We start from the raw sequence: 14,524 nt of genomic DNA on the forward strand, positions 1-14,524 counted from the left end.
TCTCCTGATGAAGGGGGTGTCTTACTTGCCGGCGCCGAGCTCGATCGGCACGCCGACGAGGGAGCCGTACTCGGTCCAGGAACCGTCGTAGTTCTTGACGTTCTCGACGCCGAGCAGCTCGTGCAGCACGAACCAGGTCAGGGCCGAGCGCTCACCGATGCGGCAGTAGGCGATCGTGTCCTTGGCGAGGTCCACGTCCTCCTCGGCGTAGAGGGCCTTCAGGTCCTCGTCCGACTTGAACGTGCCGTCGTCGTTGGCGTTCTTCGACCACGGGATGTTCTTCGCGCTCGGGACGTGACCCGGACGCTGCGACTGCTCCTGCGGCAGGTGCGCCGGGGCGAGCAGCTTGCCGGAGAACTCGTCGGGCGAGCGCACGTCGACCAGGTTGTACGAGCCGATCGCGGCGACGACGTCGTCACGGAAGGCACGGATGGCGGTGTTCTGCGGCTTGGCCTTGTAGGTGGTCTCGGCGCGTTCCGGGACCTCCTCGACCAGCTCGCGGGCGTCCAGTTCCCACTTCTTGCGGCCGCCGTCGAGAAGCTTGACGTTGTCGTGGCCGTAGAGCTTGAAGTACCAGTAGGCGTACGACGCGAACCAGTTGTTGTTGCCGCCGTAGAGGATCACCAGGGTGTCGTTGGCGATGCCCTTCGCCGACAGGAGCTTCTCGAAGCCGGCCTGGTCGATGAAGTCGCGGCGGACCGGGTCCTGCAGGTCCTTGGTCCAGTCGATACGGATCGCGTTCTTGATGTGGTTCTTCTCGTAGGCGGACGTGTCCTCGTCCACCTCCACGATCGCGATGTTGGGGTTGTCCAGGTTGTCCTGGACCCAGTCGGCGTCGACGAGGACGTCGCTGCGGCTCATGCTCTTTCTCCTCCGGGGCAGTTGCGGCAGGGCGTGCGAGTAGAGAGGGGGGGTGCGCGCGTACGGCGCACGGGTGCCCTTCCAGCAGGGCAGGGGGTGAGACGCGGAAGTTCGGGGACTTTCGCTCAGAAGGGGCGACAGAGCATGGCGGCAACGCGGCACAGGTCCACTGCCCGCCGCTTCGTGAGATCCGCCTGTCGCCTCATGGGCTCGATCGTAGGGACGTCCGGGCGGGCGTGTCACCGGTGTGTCATATGACGAGACGCGATCGTCCGTATAGTGGGATGAGAAAAGCGCTCGGCGGCCGTCGCGTGGCCTGCCGAGCGCTTGTTCGGGTCTCGTATCTACGCTACGGACGACATCGTCTCGCCAGTCGGACGATCCTTGTCCATGAGCGTTACTGCTACCCCGCCAGCTTGACGTCGGAACCCTTCACCGTGATCTCCACACCATTCGCCGCGGCCTGCACCTTGTCCAGCTTGATGCCGCCGGGCAGCTGGTCGACGGCCTGCTGGAAGTCGGTGATCTCACGGATGCGGCTGTCGGCGATCGCGGCGGCGCCGAGCCTGGGCAGCGAGTCGGCGTGGACCTGCACCTTGTCGTTCTCGACGGTCACCGAGCTGAGCACCGGCACCGTGTGCTTGATCCCCAGGGCGGAGATGGTGCCCTCGACCATGACCTTGATCTTGCCGTTGCCGCCGTCGGAGAGGCCGACGATCCGGGCCGTGATCCCGGGGGCGACCTCGGTCGGCTGGGACTTGGCGGTCTTCAACAGCTCGGAGTACGAGATCGTCGCGGTGCCGGTGGCGCTGTCCGCGGTGGCCGAGCTGTAGTCCCCGGAGAAGGAGACGCCCTTCATGTCGGCCTTCAGGTCGTCGATCCGGATCGTCTTCCCGTCGGTCCCGGTGGCGGCGTCGTAGTCCTTGATCCCGACCTCGACGTCGTCGAGCGATCCGCCCGCGACCTGGGTCAGGAACGGGAACCCCTTGATGTTCACATCCGGCGTCGATGCGAGCTTCTCCGTCGACTTCAGCTTGCCGGCCGCCTCCCCCTCGGCGAAGTGCACGGCGACCCGGTCCGCGATCACGAACAGCCCACCCAGGATCACGACGAGGATCAGGATTATTCGCAGGGCGCGCATGTGGTGTTTCCCCCCGGGGCGGAGACTGGTGTGGCTACGTCACGGTAACCCTGCGGGCCGGTCGGGGGCTGCGATTGTGGATCAGTTGTGACAGGGACCTCCGGACCTACCCTGGTCTTATGTACGCGCGGCGGCGGCACATCTACTTCGCCATGATGGGGACGTGCATCGGCCTCTTCGTCCTGGCCTGGGGAGTCGTACGCCTCTGGTCGGTCCCGGCGGCCGTCGCCATGTGTGTGGTGGCCATGCTCATCCCACCGGTCGCCGCGATGGTCGCGAACCGGCGGGGCCCGGAGGACCGCTGGTGGGACGACCCGTCCGGCGATCCCCAGTCCGACGAGTGGTGGGACGAACTGGACGGCAAGAAGCCCCCGCGCTCGTGACAAGGCTCAGTAGACGAGCGCCTGCGTCCCGTCCGCCAGCGCCTCCTGCACGAAGACCTGCGCCCCCGCGATCCGTACGCCCTCGATGACGTCCTTCTCGGTGATCTCCCGCCGGGCCGCGCACTGTGTGCACAGCGTGATCCGCCCGGCGGCGAGGATCGACTCGATCAGATCCGGCAGCGGGGCGGCGTGCGGCAGCTCGAACTCCGCCGCCCGCCCCGGCAGCGCGAACCAGGACGACTCCCCGGTCAGCCACAGCGAGACGTCGACACCGCTGGCCACGGCCACCGCCGCCACGGTGAAGGCCTGCGAGCAGCGCTCGGGGGCGTCCGCCCCCGCCGTCACCTTGATCACGAGCTTCTTGGTCATACGGGCAGCGTAGCCGCGGCGACGACGGTGACGATCAGCGTGGCGACACAGAGCACGGTGAGCACGCCGCTGACGACGGCTCCGTCGACCGACCGCCGCCGGCGCCGTCTCTGCCGGGCCTGCTCGGCGAAATACGGGTGAAAGGGCGGCACCGCGTATGCGGGCTGGACGAACTCCGGGTCCCGAGGCGTACGCCCCTCCGCCTGCCGCCGCTTGCACTCCTCGTACGGCAGCCCCGTCATGCCCGGTGCTCCTTCCGTTGGTGCTGGCGCAGCAGGACGTTCGCGTCGGTCTCGGCGCTGCGGTCGTACTCGGCACGGGCGGTCTCCCTGCGCCCGGCAAGCTCCGCGCAGGCAGGGCAGCCGGGGACCGGCCGGGGCGGGCGGCTGAGGTCCTCGGGGGTCGGCGGTGCGCTCGCACCGGCCGCGCGGGTGTGCTGGTTCGTCGCCCGCACCTCGGCGCTCAGTCGCTCCCGAGGTGTGGCCGGGCGGAGCGAGGCCGGGTCGGCCTGCCACTCCTGGCCGCCGCCGACGGGGCGCAGCATCGCGTACGGGCCTGACTTGTCCCGGTATTCGCCGACCTGGCTGGTCGCCGGGTCGTAGAGGACGGATCCGGGTTCGAGGGGCTCCGACTTCGTTGTCATCGGGGTCCGCTCCTTTCCGTGAACGCCTGAACGCAGCGCGAGCGTTGAACTACGCTGCGTGTTCGGATGCTTCGAGCATGGCGCATGGAAAAGGCGTTTGGGCTGTTGAGAGGCCCAAGTTCAACGCTGGGCCCGCCAAATTCAACAAATTCAACAGGAGCGCGATGCCACAGCGGTTGGTGATCACGGGACGGAGCCAGGAGCCAAGGGGGCGGTTCGTCGAGGAGTTACGGCGTCTGAGGACCGAGCGGGGTTTGAGCCTGCGGGACCTCGCGAAGGAAGTGGGCTGGGACGCGTCCCTGTTCAGCAAGATGGAGAGCGGGCGAACGCTTGGCGGGCCCGAGGTCGTACAGGCGCTGGATCAGTTCTACGGGACGCCGGGATTGCTGGTGACGCTGTGGGAGCTGGCGGTGGCGGATCCGACGCAGTTCAGGGAGCAGTACCGGCGCTACATGCTGCTGGAGGCGGAGGCCATCAGCCTGTGGCACTACGCCGTGAGCGCACCGCCGGGCCTGCTCCAGACGGCCGGGTACGCACACGAGGCGCTTGCCGTGGGTTGGATCAAGGGCCCTGAACTGGAGCAGCAGGTCGAAGCACGCCTAGGGCGACGACAGTTGCTGGACGGTGACGATCCACCGCTGTTCCGCGTCATCCTCTCCGAGGCCGTGCTGCGTACTTCGCTGCGCGACGAGAGGGCGTGGCGGGGTCAGTTGGAGCACCTGGCGGAGTCCGCCGAGCGCCAGAACATCACCCTCCAGGTGCTGCCGTTCAGCGCTGGCCCCCACGGCTTGATGAACACCGCCGTGATGTTCCTGCGGCTGCCGGGCGGTCGGACGGTCGCCTATTCCGAGAACGACCTGCGTGGTGAACTCATCGAAGAAGACACCTCAGTTGAGCTGCTACAGCGTAGGTACGATGCGATGCGTGACCTGGCGCTGTCACCGGCCGAGTCGCGGAAGTTCATCCTGCGGATGTTGGAGGAAGTGCCGTGCGAGCCATCGACCTGAGCGGCGTGACCTGGCGCAAGAGCAGCTACAGCAACACGAGCGGGGGCGAGTGCATCGAAGTCTCCGACGACTTCCTGAGCGTCGCAGACTGGCGCAAGAGCAGCTACAGCAACCCGGACGGCGGCGAGTGCGTCGAGGTCGCCGACAACCTCCCCCTCGTCCCCGTCCGTGACAGCAAGGACACCACCCGCACCCCCCTGCTGATCGGCGCGGGCGCCTGGGCGGACTTTGTCGAGGGAGTCAAGCGGGGGTGACCAGGGGCTCAGCCGAAGAGTCTGGCATTCAGCGGGGTGCCCACCAGGTCTTTGACGTCTGACAGGGCCGCAGAACGATGGGTGCCGGGATCGGGGGCGTGTTCCACGTAGCCGGTGTTCCGGGCGTGGGCAGTAGTCGACGTGACCGCCAGCAAGAGACAGGCAGCTACACCCGTCGCCATCGTTCGCAGCACCTTGAGCATGCTCTTCTCTCCGATCTCAGGTCGAACCTGGATCAAGGTTCGGTGCCGCCCGAACCCGGGGCGAGCCAGGCGGGCCGAATGGCGGTGCGGCCCCGATGCGGGCGGCCGGGACCCTGGTCGGCCCACCTCATCAGGAGGCCCCATCCCCGGCCGCGTAAGCTGGGCCCCGGCTCTGTCGTATGCCCGCCCTCGCTCAAGGAGCACCCGTGGAAGCATTCTTCGAAACCCTGCTGGTCCTGGTCTGCGTCGGCGTGCTCGCCTTCGCCGGGCTGACCGTGAAGAAGCTGTACCAGGGCCAGCGCTGACCCACGCCAAGGAAAGATCCAGGAAGCTTCCCCTCATGATCGAGATCCCGTCCGACCTGCACAAGGACCTCGTCCCGCTCGCCTTCTTGCTCGGCAACTGGGCCGGTGCGGGCGTGCACGACTTCCCCGGCTCGGAGAAGTGCAACTTCGGGCAGGAGGTCAGCTTCACCCATGACGGCCGGGACTTCCTGGAGTACCACTCGCACACCTGGGTGCTGGACCAGGACGGCAACAAGGTCCGCGCGCTGGAGTCGGAATCCGGCTTCTGGCGGATCGACGCCGACCGCAAGGTCGAGGTGACGATGACCCGCGACGACGGTGTCATCGAGATCTGGTACGGCGAGATGGCCGACAAGAAGCCGCAGATCGACCTGGTCACGGACGCCGTCGCCCGGACGGCCGTCTCGCAGCCGTACAGCGGTGGCAAGCGGCTCTACGGGTATGTGAAGAGCGACCTGATGTGGGTCGGCGAGAAGCAGACGCCCGACGTCGAGCTGCGCCCCTACATGTCGGCCCACCTGAAGAAGGTTGTCACCCCGGAGGACGTCGAGCGCTGGGCCAAGGCCCTGCCCGACGACATGCCGGACGACGGCATCGCGTTCTTCAAGTAGTTCTAGACTCGTCGGTGTGGTGAGCACCGACTGGAAGAGCGACCTCAGGCAGCGCGGCTACCGGCTGACTCCGCAGCGCCAGCTTGTCCTCGAAGCCGTGGACACCCTTGAGCACGCGACCCCCGACGACATCCTCGTGGAGGTGCGGAAGACGGCGTCGGGGGTCAACATCTCCACGGTCTACCGGACCCTGGAGCTGCTGGAGGAGCTGGGCCTGGTCAGCCACGCCCACCTCGGGCACGGTGCGCCGACCTACCACCTCGCCGACCGCCACCACCATCTGCACCTGGTGTGCCGTGACTGCGAGAACGTGATCGAGGCCGATGTGGCGGTCGCCGCCGAGTTCACGGCGAAGCTCCGCGCGCAGTTCGGCTTCGACACCGACATGAAGCACTTCGCGATCTTCGGCCGGTGCGAGGACTGCTCGTTGAAGCTGAAGAGTTCAACTACCGCGTCGTAGGGTGGCCCGTATGAAGAGCCCTCTGCTGTCCCTGCCCGGCGCCGTCCCCGCCGAGGGTGTGGACGAAGGTGTCGCCGCCCACTACGGCGACCTGTTCCGCGAGCAGCGCGCCCTCGCCGACGGCACCGGTTTCGTCGACCTCTCCCACCGGGGAGTCGTCACCGTCTCCGGCGAGGACCGGCTGAGCTGGCTGCATCTGCTGCTCACCCAGCACGTGAGCGAGCTGCCGCCCGGCGAGGCCACCGAGGCGCTGATCCTGTCCGCGCACGGGCACATCGAGCACGCGCTGTACCTGGTGGACGACGGTACGACCGTCTGGGCGCACGTGGAGCCCGGTACGCAGGACGCGCTGATCGCGTACCTGGAGTCGATGAAGTTCTTCTACCGGGTGGAGGTCGCCGACCGGACCGCCGACTTCGGCGTCGTCCATCTGCCGGCCGGGTCGATCGCCGAGGTACCCGAGGGCGTCGTGGTCCGCGAGACGGCGTACGGCCGTGATCTGTTCCTGCCGCGCGAGGACCTGGAGTCCTTCGCGGCCACGCACGGTCCGGCCGCGGGTCTCCTCGCCTACGAGGCGCTCCGCGTCGAGCACCACCGGCCCCGGCTCGGCTTCGAGACCGACCACCGGACCATCCCGCACGAGCTGGGCTGGATCGATACGGCGGTGCATCTGCAGAAGGGCTGCTACCGGGGTCAGGAGACGGTCGCCCGCGTCCAGAACCTGGGCAAGCCCCCGCGCCGGCTGGTCTTCCTCCACCTGGACGGCAGCGACGTCCACCTCCCGGTACCGGGCACGGAGCTCCGCGTCGCGGACGAGGGCCCCGAGGGCCGCAAGATCGGTTTCGTGACGACCTCGGTACGGCATCACGAGCTCGGGCCGGTGGCTCTGGCCTTGGTGAAGCGGAACGTGCCGCTCCATGCGCGGCTCCTGGCCGGAGAGACAGCGGCTGCGCAGGAGGTCGTGGTCGAGCCGTAGCTCCGCGAGGCGGTGCCCCTTGGGGATAAGTGCAGCCGAACGTACGCCTAGATCTCCAGCAGCACCGTGAACGGGCCGTCGTTCGTCAGCGACACCCGCATCTGCGCACCGAAGCGGCCCGTAGCCACCGTCGCGCCGAGTGACCGCAGCTGAGCCACCACCTCGTCCACCAGTGGCTCGGCCACATCACCCGGAGCCGCCGCGTTCCATGTCGGCCTCCGGCCCTTGCGCGCGTCCCCGTACAGGGTGAACTGGCTGATCACCAGCAGGGGGGCGTCGATGTCGCTGCACGACTTCTCGTCCTGCAGCATGCGGATCGACCAGAGCTTGCGGGCCAGCTGTGCCGCCTTCTCCTTGGTGTCCTCGTGGGTCACGCCGACGAGCACGCACAGCCCCTCGCCCTCGATCGCGCCGACCGTCTCACCGTCCACGACGACACTCGCGCCGTCCACTCTCTGCACCACCGCACGCATGCGGACCATGATGCCGGGTCCCCGGCACGCGGATACAGGGGGTCCAATATAGATCTCTAACCCCCCATCTGGGGCTGTTCGGGGGCACTCGGTCACATAGCGGCCAGTTGGGGTGGCACGATGCTTCCACACGCCGGTCGAGGGGACGGTCAGAAGCACATGAGCACACCGAGTACCAGCGGGTGGCTGGGGGCGCAGGGGACGTACCGGGCGCCTGTCCAGCGCGCCGACACTCCGGCGGGCGCGACGCTGCCCGCGCCGCCTGCCGAGCCCGAGTCCGACCCGGCCTCGCTGAGTCCGCCGGTGCCGCCGGCCGAGTCCGACCCGGCCCTGCTGAGCCTGCCCGCGCAGCCGCCGGAGCCGGATCTGGCCCTGCTGAGCCTGCCCGAGCTGCGCACCCTGCGCCGCGACGCCCAGCGCGACGAGGCGGACCTCAGCTATGTGCGGCGGCTGCTGCAGGGCCGGATCGACATCCTGCGCGCGGAGCTGTGCCGGCGCGGCCGGGCCTCCCTGCCGGCGCCCGCGGACGGTTCCGTGGTCGACCGGCTCCCGGAGATCCTCAAGGACGCCCCGGCCCGGCACCGCTCCTCGGCCCGTCATGTCACGCTCGGCACCCCGCACAACGAGGAGTACCGCCGGCTGGCCACCGAGATGCTCGCCGAGGTCGAGCTGAGCGATCTTCAGGCGCGTACGGATCTCGAACTGACCAGCGCGATGGGGCGGTTGGTCCGGTACGAGCAGGAGGTCTCCCGGCGCCGCCAGCATCTGCAGCGCACGGCCGACGACTCCAGCGCAGAGATCGCCCGCCGCTACCGGGTGGGCGAGGCCCAGGTGGACGACCTGCTGATCTGAGGGCGGAAATCCGGGGGACAGACGGTCGGTCGTCCGCCTAGCGTGGGCGCATGAGCGACGTCCGGATCGTCACCGAGGCCGAATTCGAGGCCTGGCTGCTCGCGCTGAAGACCGGATTTCTGCGGGAACCGGTGGTCACCCGGGAGCAGTTGGAGGCCCGCAGGCGGCAGTTCGTACCGGGGCGGCTGCTCGGCGCGTTCGACGGCGGCCGGTGCGTGGCCACGTTCCGCTCCTTCGCGCAGGAACTGACCGCGGTCGGCGGTGCGCCCGTGCCCGCGGACGCGATCTCGAACGTCACCGTCAGCCCCACCCACCGCCGCCGCGGTCTGCTCACCCACATGATGAACCAGGACCTCGCGGCGGCGAAGGAGCGCGGTGACGTGGTCGCGACGCTGATCGCCGCCGAGTACCCGATCTATGGCCGCTACGGCTTCGGTCCGGCCACCTGGACGACGGAGTGGACCGTCGAGGTGCTCCGGACGGGCCTGGATCCGCGCTGGTCCGGTCCCGATGACGGCGGCCGGATCGACCTGGTGGACGGCGAGGACGTCCGTAAGCTCGGACCCGAGCTGTACGAGCGGTTCCGCCGGGCTCAGCCCGGCGCGGTCAGCCGGGACGAGCTGTGGTGGCAGATGAACACCGGGGCCGTGCGATACGGGTCGTGGACCGAGCCGTTCTACGCTGTCCACCGTGCGGCCTCCGGCGAGGTCGAGGGCCTGGTGGCGTACGAGTCGGACGAGACCTGGACCGCCGCCAAGCAGCCGGACCAGACCGCGAGCGTCTTCGGACTGATCGCCGCGAATCCCGCGGCCGAGCGCGCCCTGTGGCACTACCTGTGCTCGATCGACTGGATCACGAAGGTCAAGAGCGGTCGGCGCGGTCCCGACGACCTGCTCCCCCTCTGCCTCCCCGACCCGCGCGCCGCCCGGATCACCGAGCAGGGGGACTGGCTGTGGGTGCGGATCCTGGACGTCGTACGGGCCCTGGAGGCGCGGACGTACGACGGGACGGGGACGCTGGTCCTGGACGTCGTGGACGACGGCGGGCTGGCCGGGGGGCGGTTCCGGCTGGAGGCCTCGCCCGAGGGGGCGTCCTGTGTGCCGGCTTCGGCGGAAAGCGCCGATCTCACCCTGGGCATAGGGGAGTTGGCGTCCATCTGGCTCGGTGGGGAGTCGCCGGTGCGGCTCGCGGCGCTCGGCCGGATTCGGGCAGAGCGAGAGGGCGCCGCCCGGCAGGCCGACGCCCTGTTCCGCTCGTCCGGGCGCCCGTGGTGCCCGGACATCTTCTGAAGCCCCTTCCTCCGGCGACGCGTTGACTGCTCATCCGTAGCGTGCTGTTCAGTTGTGGCTGTGCTGTGCCGTGTTCAGTTGTGGCTGTGCCATGTCGTGTTCAGTTGTGTCTGTGCGCTTCGGTGGCCGTCCCCTATCCGGACTCCCGGCTCCCCTCCGGAAGGGAGCCCGGCCGACCAACCACTGGGAAGCTTGACCATGTTGTACAAGTTGGTAGCCAACTTCACTGTACTTATCTCCGTTGGGAAGCGACTCATAACCAGCTGTCGGTGAACTGCCGGAACTTGGCGGGAAGTTGTAGTGTTTGTCTGTGGACCCGGAGCACGCCTCCGTCGGTGGACGGACGAGGCCACGGCAGCCTCACGCATCTCCTCGCGACATCGCCGACGCCCTGCGCGGCCGGATCAGGTCCGGTGTGCTGCGGGCGGGCCAGCGCATGCCCACGCAGGCCGAGCTGGCCGAGGAGTTCGGCGTGGAGCGCGGGGTCGTACGGCAGGCGTTGCGCATCCTGCAGACGGAGCAACTGCTCACCAACGTGTCCAAAGGCAGCCCGGCCACCGTGGCGCCGGTGCCCGCACCGATGCGGCTGCCGGCCGGTCCGGCGGCCCCGCCGCAGCCCACGATGGTCGGCCTCGCGCCCCGTATAGCGAAGGCCTTCGCCGCCCCTCACGTGCGGATCGACGCGCTCTGCCTGACCTCGGTCTCGCTCACGATGGCCGTCGGTGAGCCGCTCCGGCAGATCCACGCGGGACGGCTGAAACCGGCCAAGATCGACGTCCGCGTGCTGCTGCCCAGCCGGGACATCGACCTCGCCTTCCCGGCCCCGGTGGCCGACGACGGCGGTCTGCTGCACCGGCGCTGGCTGGCCCAGCGCAACGCCCAGGGCATGGTGCTGCGGCAGAATCTGCTGGCTCTGTGCGCCACGCACGGCGTCGACGTACACGTCTCCTTCCGCGCCCTGCCCTTCACCCCGCCGGTCAAGCTGTATCTGCTCAACGGCTCGGAGGCGCTGTTCGCGTACTACACGCTGCTGCGCCGCGAGCGGGAGATCGAGCACGAGCATCTGGAGCTGTACGACGCCGACGGCACGCGCTCGATGCTGTTCGCCTTCGAGCGGCGGGCCGGTCAGCGGGACGCCGCGTTCGTGGAGCAGTCGCGGCTGTGGTTCGACGCGCTGTGGGAGACGATCAGTTCGGAACTGGTGCTCAGCTCATAGCACGGGCCCCGCCAGGAGCACGGCGAGCAGGACGGCTCCGGCGGAGGCGGTCCTCTGGCTCCTGGTCTTGATGCCGATTGAGAGCAGGAACATGCCAACGCCGCCGGCGGCACCGTACTTCCACTGGACGAGTTGCTCGACGACGAAAGCAAGAGCGGGCACGGCGATTCCCCCTTCCGAAGATTGACCAACTTGCTAAAGTTGGCAACCAACTTCACTTAAGTTGTCCCCACTTGGTCTCATCCCATAAACAACTTCCGGGCAACTCCCCTTAGATGGATCAGAGTTGTAGCGTTTGGTCGTGACTCAGGAGCATGTGGCAGTGAACGGCAGCAGAAGGCTCACGCCGCAGGAGATCGCCGAGACCCTGCGCGAACGCATCCGCAGCGGCGCACTGCGGCCCGGCGAGCGGCTGCCGACCCAGGCCGAGCTGGCCGAGGAGTTCGCGGTCGAGCGGGGCGCCGTACGCCAGGCGCTGCGCGTGCTCCAGGAGGACGGGCTGCTCAGCAATGTCAGCAAGGGCAGCCCGCCCCGGGTCGCCGAGCCGCAGCCCGCCCGGGACGAACCGCAGCCGACCATGGTGGCCCTCGCCCCCCGGCTGACCGAGGCCTTCGCCGCCCGGCATGTGCGCATCGACGCCGTCTGCCTGACCGCGCAGAGCCTGATCCCCGCGCTCGGCGAGGCGCTGCGCCTGGTCCACGAGGGCCGGCTGCGCCCCGAGCGGATCGACGCCCGCATCCTGCTGCCGTCCCGCGACATCAACCTCGCCTTCCCGGTGTCGGTCGACGCCGGCAGCGCGGAGGACGACGCCGTCCACCAGCGCTGGCTGGCCATGCGCAACGCCCAGGGCCAGGTGCTGCAGTACAACCTCCAGGCGCTGCGCGGCACCCACGGCATCGACGTCCAGGTCACCTTCCGGGCGCTGCCGTTCACCCCGCCGGTCAAGCTGTATCTGCTCAACGGCGTCGAGGCGCTCTTCGCGCACTACATGGTCACGCGCCGCGCCGAGCCCACCGACCGCGGGACGCTGGAGATGTACGACACCCTCGGCTCCGAGTCGCTGCTGTTCTCCTTCGAGCAGCGGGCCGGGCAGCGGGACGCGGCGTTCGTGGAGCAATCGCAGAAGTGGTTCGACGCCCTCTGGGAAACCATCACGACGGACCTGACACTCTCCTAGTGACTTCTGATGCGACGGCGCAGACCGAATCGAGTGCGAACGAGATCGAGAAGCTACGGGATTTGATCGAACCTGCCCGGGTGATCCTGTGGGACTTCGACGGACCGATCTGCCGTCTGTTCGCGCGGCACAAGGCGGAACGGGTCGCCGCCGGGCTGGTGGACTGGCTGGCCGGGCACGGGCTGCACAACCTGCTCAGCGAGTCCGAACGCGAGCTGCTGGACCCGCATGTGGTGCTGCGCGCCGTCGACCTCCGCCACCCCGGCAGCGACCTCGTGACCGAGCTGGAGGAACGTCTCACCCAGGAGGAACTGCGGGCCGCCGGCTCCGCGTTGCCGACCCCCTACGCCGACCCGCTGATCCGTACCTGGACCGCGGTCGGCGCCCGGCTGGCCATCACCACCAACAACTCCCCGAAGGTGGTCCGCGCCTACCTGGACGGCCGCGGCCTCAGCTCCTGCTTCGCCTCGCACATATACGGCCGCACGGCCGACCTGCACCTCCTCAAGCCCAACCCGCACTGTCTCAACCGGGCCCTCACCGCGATGGGCTGCGCCCCCTCGGCGGCCCTGATGATCGGCGACTCCGGCTCCGACCTCGCCGCGGCGAACAACGCCGGTGTTCCGTTTCTCGGCTACGCGCGTAACGAACGCAAGGGCAAGCTCCTGCGGGACGCCGGAGCCGGGTGCGTGCTCGCGTCCCTGGAGCCGCTGCTGCGGACACTGCGTGGCTGAGGCGGGTGAGGTGGCTGAGTTGATGAGGCGCGGCTTGGGGGCGGGTGAGGCTGTGAGGCTGGTGAGGTGGGGGGAGGCTGGTGAGCGAGGCGGGTGTGAGGCGGCTAGAGCGGATGAGGCGGCTGGGGCGGTTGAGCGCGGTTGAGCCCGGGCTCGGCCGGTGTGGGACGGCAGCCGGTATGGGGCGGCAGCGGTCGGCATGGGAGCGGTCGGCATGGGAGCGGTCGGCATGGGATAGCATCCGGCCCAACCGTCTGAGCGACCGCTCGGGTCTCCGCGTCGGGCCGGCGCACGAGCCGGCCTCTGCCGGCTTGGCGTAGACGAGTGGCAGACCACCCGTTGGGCTGCTCGTCCGGCCTCACATCGTGTCGTCCGTCATACGGGGAGATAGCGTTTCCCCGACCTGACCCGACCCGTCTCGTCCCCCTCCCGCGCAGCGCGATCGACCCCCGGAGCGGCCTGTGGGCGCACCATCCGTCCCCCGCGACACGGCCGGGGCGCGTACCGCTCGGGCGCTGCCCGACGCCGTCTGCCGGGCGTTCCTGGCGGAGGCCGCCGCGCGAGGGCGTACCAGCGGCGGTTTCCACCACCGGAACCATGTGCTGCCGCTCACCGAGCCCATGGCCCGGCTGCTCGGCCGGGAGCCCGGCACCGTCGTGACCGTGCGGCTGCGGCGCGCCGACGCCCTGCCGGTGGTGATCCGGACCTGGCGGAGCGAGGCGGACATCCTGCGAGCCGTCAGGGGTGTGCTGCCCGACGTGCCCGAGTGCCTGGCCGAGGGAGCCGGCTTCGCCATCCACAGCCATGTGGACGGCGTACCGCTCTCCAGCGTCTGCCGGCCCGGCAAACCGGTCGACGGCCCGCTGATCGGGGCGCTCGCGGACCTGCTCGCCCGGACGGCCCAGGTGCGCGGCGCCGCGCTGCCGCCCCTGCCGTCCCCATGGCCCCGCAACCACACCGACAGCCAGGGCTTTCTGCGGACCCTGGCCCGTCTGGCGGACGCGCAGATCCGTCAGCCCAACTGGCGCCGTTTCGGGGGCCTGTTCGCCGCTCTCGGCATCCCCGAGGACGCACTGGCCCGGCTGGCCGAGCGCATCCCCGCCATGTCCCGCCGCCCCTACAGCCTGCTCCACGCCGACCTGCATCGCGACAACGTGATCATGCCGTACGGCGATGACGCGCCCCCGGTCTGCGTGGACTGGGAACTGGCCAGCTACGGCGACCCGCTGCACGACCTCGCCGTCCACCTGGTCCGGATGCGCTACCCGGACCACCAGTGGGACGAGGTCGTCGCGGCGTGGGTGCGCGCGATGGGCGCGGTGCGGCCCGCCGCGGTGGGCGGCGTGGGCCGGGATCTGCGCCACTACGTCGCCTTCGAACGGGCCCAGTCCGTGTACCCCGACGTGATGCGGGCCGCGCGGTCGCTGGAGGAGTCCTTCGACCAGAACAGCCTGGACAAGGCGACGGCCAGGGTGCACCGGGCTGCGCTGGCGGCGGCGGAGCCGCTGCGGCTGGGCCGGGTGCCGGGACGGGAGGAGATCGAGCGGATCCTGTTCCGCTGGCGGGCTTC

The 14,524-nt window shown here is 69.4% G+C and carries 21 protein-coding genes; 12 read left to right on the forward strand and 9 right to left on the reverse strand.

What is annotated here, in order from left to right; genetic code table 11:
• Positions 1 to 21: 21 nt before the first annotated feature.
• The 3 genes from M878_RS71505 to M878_RS71510 all read right to left on the reverse strand — a co-directional run bounded on the left by M878_RS71505 (position 22) and on the right by M878_RS71510 (position 2,002).
• Positions 22 to 861: a sulfurtransferase gene (locus tag M878_RS71505; protein ID WP_023549191.1), complete on the reverse strand. Its 840-nt coding sequence runs from the start codon at positions 859 to 861 to the stop codon at positions 22 to 24.
• Positions 862 to 986: 125 nt separating this feature from the next.
• The gene (locus M878_RS000000101895) at positions 987 to 1,067 is read right to left on the reverse strand and encodes an Ms5788A family Cys-rich leader peptide (RefSeq protein WP_351055874.1); all 81 of its coding nucleotides are present in this window, start codon (positions 1,065 to 1,067) and stop codon (positions 987 to 989) included.
• A 197-nt stretch (positions 1,068 to 1,264) separates the two neighbouring features.
• Complete coding sequence (locus M878_RS71510) at positions 1,265 to 2,002, reverse strand: LmeA family phospholipid-binding protein (protein ID WP_023549192.1); 738 nt, start codon at positions 2,000 to 2,002, stop codon at positions 1,265 to 1,267.
• A 119-nt stretch (positions 2,003 to 2,121) separates the two neighbouring features.
• Here M878_RS71510 and M878_RS71515 point away from each other — a divergent pair, with 119 nt between their 5' ends.
• Positions 2,122 to 2,385 carry a DUF3099 domain-containing protein gene (locus M878_RS71515; RefSeq protein WP_023549194.1) on the forward strand — a complete coding sequence of 88 codons (264 nt, stop codon included), beginning with the start codon at positions 2,122 to 2,124 and terminating at the stop codon, positions 2,383 to 2,385.
• 6 nt (positions 2,386 to 2,391) lie between these two features.
• Here the strand turns inward: M878_RS71515 and M878_RS71520 are convergent, their stop codons facing one another.
• Genes M878_RS71520 through M878_RS71530 form a run of 3 tightly spaced genes read right to left on the reverse strand, consistent with a single transcriptional unit; the run spans position 2,392 to position 3,397 of the window.
• Positions 2,392 to 2,754: a DsrE family protein gene (locus M878_RS71520; protein ID WP_023549196.1), complete on the reverse strand. Its 363-nt coding sequence runs from the start codon at positions 2,752 to 2,754 to the stop codon at positions 2,392 to 2,394.
• The gene (locus M878_RS71525) at positions 2,751 to 2,996 is read right to left on the reverse strand and encodes a hypothetical protein (protein ID WP_023549199.1); all 246 of its coding nucleotides are present in this window, start codon (positions 2,994 to 2,996) and stop codon (positions 2,751 to 2,753) included. The genes M878_RS71520 and M878_RS71525 overlap by 4 nt, the downstream gene beginning before the upstream one ends.
• Entirely contained in the window at positions 2,993 to 3,397 is a 405-nt protein-coding gene (locus tag M878_RS71530) for a hypothetical protein (protein WP_023549201.1), read from the reverse strand. The genes M878_RS71525 and M878_RS71530 overlap by 4 nt, the downstream gene beginning before the upstream one ends.
• A gap of 164 nt (positions 3,398 to 3,561) precedes the next feature.
• Between M878_RS71530 and M878_RS71535 the strand changes: the two genes are divergently transcribed.
• Complete coding sequence (locus M878_RS71535) at positions 3,562 to 4,404, forward strand: helix-turn-helix domain-containing protein (RefSeq protein ID WP_023549203.1); 843 nt, start codon at positions 3,562 to 3,564, stop codon at positions 4,402 to 4,404.
• On the forward strand, positions 4,386 to 4,658 hold the full coding sequence (locus M878_RS71540) for a DUF397 domain-containing protein (RefSeq protein ID WP_023549205.1): 273 nt from the start codon (positions 4,386 to 4,388) through the stop codon (positions 4,656 to 4,658). The genes M878_RS71535 and M878_RS71540 overlap by 19 nt, the downstream gene beginning before the upstream one ends.
• A gap of 8 nt (positions 4,659 to 4,666) precedes the next feature.
• Here the strand turns inward: M878_RS71540 and M878_RS97640 are convergent, their stop codons facing one another.
• Positions 4,667 to 4,861, reverse strand: a complete 195-nt coding sequence (locus M878_RS97640; protein WP_158692726.1) for a hypothetical protein — start codon at positions 4,859 to 4,861, stop codon at positions 4,667 to 4,669.
• Between the two features lie 340 nt (positions 4,862 to 5,201).
• Here M878_RS97640 and M878_RS71550 point away from each other — a divergent pair, with 340 nt between their 5' ends.
• From M878_RS71550 to ygfZ, 3 genes are read left to right on the forward strand one after another with little or no spacing between them, the layout of a single operon-like run.
• Positions 5,202 to 5,777 (forward strand): heme-binding beta-barrel domain-containing protein, encoded by a 576-nt coding sequence (locus tag M878_RS71550; protein WP_023549209.1) that lies wholly within the window; start codon positions 5,202 to 5,204, stop codon positions 5,775 to 5,777.
• A gap of 16 nt (positions 5,778 to 5,793) precedes the next feature.
• Positions 5,794 to 6,237, forward strand: coding sequence for a Fur family transcriptional regulator (locus M878_RS71555; RefSeq protein ID WP_023549211.1), 444 nt, complete (start codon positions 5,794 to 5,796; stop codon positions 6,235 to 6,237).
• A gap of 10 nt (positions 6,238 to 6,247) precedes the next feature.
• Complete coding sequence (gene ygfZ, locus M878_RS71560; RefSeq protein WP_023549213.1) at positions 6,248 to 7,213, forward strand: CAF17-like 4Fe-4S cluster assembly/insertion protein YgfZ; 966 nt, start codon at positions 6,248 to 6,250, stop codon at positions 7,211 to 7,213.
• Between the two features lie 47 nt (positions 7,214 to 7,260).
• On the opposite strand, the gene dtd is transcribed toward ygfZ, so the two are convergent.
• On the reverse strand, positions 7,261 to 7,686 hold the full coding sequence (dtd, locus tag M878_RS71565) for a D-aminoacyl-tRNA deacylase (RefSeq protein WP_031225453.1): 426 nt from the start codon (positions 7,684 to 7,686) through the stop codon (positions 7,261 to 7,263).
• Between the two features lie 159 nt (positions 7,687 to 7,845).
• Here dtd and M878_RS71570 point away from each other — a divergent pair, with 159 nt between their 5' ends.
• The 3 genes from M878_RS71570 (at position 7,846) to M878_RS71580 (ending at position 11,043) form a co-directional block, all read left to right on the forward strand.
• Positions 7,846 to 8,538: an RsiG family protein gene (locus M878_RS71570; protein ID WP_023549217.1), complete on the forward strand. Its 693-nt coding sequence runs from the start codon at positions 7,846 to 7,848 to the stop codon at positions 8,536 to 8,538.
• A gap of 50 nt (positions 8,539 to 8,588) precedes the next feature.
• Positions 8,589 to 9,827: a GNAT family N-acetyltransferase gene (locus M878_RS71575; protein ID WP_023549218.1), complete on the forward strand. Its 1,239-nt coding sequence runs from the start codon at positions 8,589 to 8,591 to the stop codon at positions 9,825 to 9,827.
• Between the two features lie 304 nt (positions 9,828 to 10,131).
• Positions 10,132 to 11,043 carry a winged helix-turn-helix domain-containing protein gene (locus M878_RS71580; protein WP_037730161.1) on the forward strand — a complete coding sequence of 304 codons (912 nt, stop codon included), beginning with the start codon at positions 10,132 to 10,134 and terminating at the stop codon, positions 11,041 to 11,043.
• On the opposite strand, the gene M878_RS98430 is transcribed toward M878_RS71580, so the two are convergent.
• The gene (locus M878_RS98430; RefSeq protein WP_023549222.1) at positions 11,038 to 11,205 is read right to left on the reverse strand and encodes a hypothetical protein; all 168 of its coding nucleotides are present in this window, start codon (positions 11,203 to 11,205) and stop codon (positions 11,038 to 11,040) included. The genes M878_RS71580 and M878_RS98430 overlap by 6 nt on opposite strands.
• Positions 11,206 to 11,338: 133 nt before the next feature.
• Between M878_RS98430 and M878_RS71585 the strand changes: the two genes are divergently transcribed.
• The 3 genes from M878_RS71585 to M878_RS71595 form a co-directional block, all read left to right on the forward strand.
• Complete coding sequence (locus M878_RS71585) at positions 11,339 to 12,220, forward strand: GntR family transcriptional regulator (RefSeq protein ID WP_031225455.1); 882 nt, start codon at positions 11,339 to 11,341, stop codon at positions 12,218 to 12,220.
• On the forward strand, positions 12,220 to 12,954 hold the full coding sequence (locus tag M878_RS71590) for an HAD family hydrolase (protein WP_245238166.1): 735 nt from the start codon (positions 12,220 to 12,222) through the stop codon (positions 12,952 to 12,954). Before M878_RS71585 ends, M878_RS71590 begins: the two co-directional genes overlap by 1 nt.
• A gap of 461 nt (positions 12,955 to 13,415) precedes the next feature.
• A partial coding sequence (locus M878_RS71595; protein ID WP_023549228.1) for a phosphotransferase family protein occupies positions 13,416 to 14,524 on the forward strand: 1,109 nt, incomplete at its 3' end.

This window comes from Streptomyces roseochromogenus subsp. oscitans DS 12.976 (assembly GCF_000497445.1).
In the GTDB taxonomy this organism is placed as follows: Bacteria; Actinomycetota; Actinomycetes; order Streptomycetales; family Streptomycetaceae; genus Streptomyces; species Streptomyces oscitans.

Coding starts and splice junctions, on each gene's coding strand:
- M878_RS000000101895 (WP_351055874.1), bottom strand. CDS start 1,067: ATGAGGCGACAGGCGGATCTCACGAAGCGGCGGGCAGTGGACCTGTGC.
- M878_RS71510 (WP_023549192.1), bottom strand. CDS start 2,002: ATGCGCGCCCTGCGAATAATCCTGATCCTCGTCGTGATCCTGGGTGGG.
- M878_RS71520 (WP_023549196.1), bottom strand. CDS start 2,754: ATGACCAAGAAGCTCGTGATCAAGGTGACGGCGGGGGCGGACGCCCCC.
- M878_RS71575 (WP_023549218.1), top strand. CDS start 8,589: ATGAGCGACGTCCGGATCGTCACCGAGGCCGAATTCGAGGCCTGGCTG.
- M878_RS71530 (WP_023549201.1), bottom strand. CDS start 3,397: ATGACAACGAAGTCGGAGCCCCTCGAACCCGGATCCGTCCTCTACGAC.
- M878_RS71535 (WP_023549203.1), top strand. CDS start 3,562: ATGCCACAGCGGTTGGTGATCACGGGACGGAGCCAGGAGCCAAGGGGG.
- M878_RS71505 (WP_023549191.1), bottom strand. CDS start 861: ATGAGCCGCAGCGACGTCCTCGTCGACGCCGACTGGGTCCAGGACAAC.
- ygfZ (WP_023549213.1), top strand. CDS start 6,248: ATGAAGAGCCCTCTGCTGTCCCTGCCCGGCGCCGTCCCCGCCGAGGGT.
- M878_RS71525 (WP_023549199.1), bottom strand. CDS start 2,996: ATGACGGGGCTGCCGTACGAGGAGTGCAAGCGGCGGCAGGCGGAGGGG.
- M878_RS97640 (WP_158692726.1), bottom strand. CDS start 4,861: ATGCTCAAGGTGCTGCGAACGATGGCGACGGGTGTAGCTGCCTGTCTC.
- M878_RS71550 (WP_023549209.1), top strand. CDS start 5,202: ATGATCGAGATCCCGTCCGACCTGCACAAGGACCTCGTCCCGCTCGCC.
- dtd (WP_031225453.1), bottom strand. CDS start 7,686: ATGCGTGCGGTGGTGCAGAGAGTGGACGGCGCGAGTGTCGTCGTGGAC.
- M878_RS71515 (WP_023549194.1), top strand. CDS start 2,122: ATGTACGCGCGGCGGCGGCACATCTACTTCGCCATGATGGGGACGTGC.
- M878_RS71570 (WP_023549217.1), top strand. CDS start 7,846: ATGAGCACACCGAGTACCAGCGGGTGGCTGGGGGCGCAGGGGACGTAC.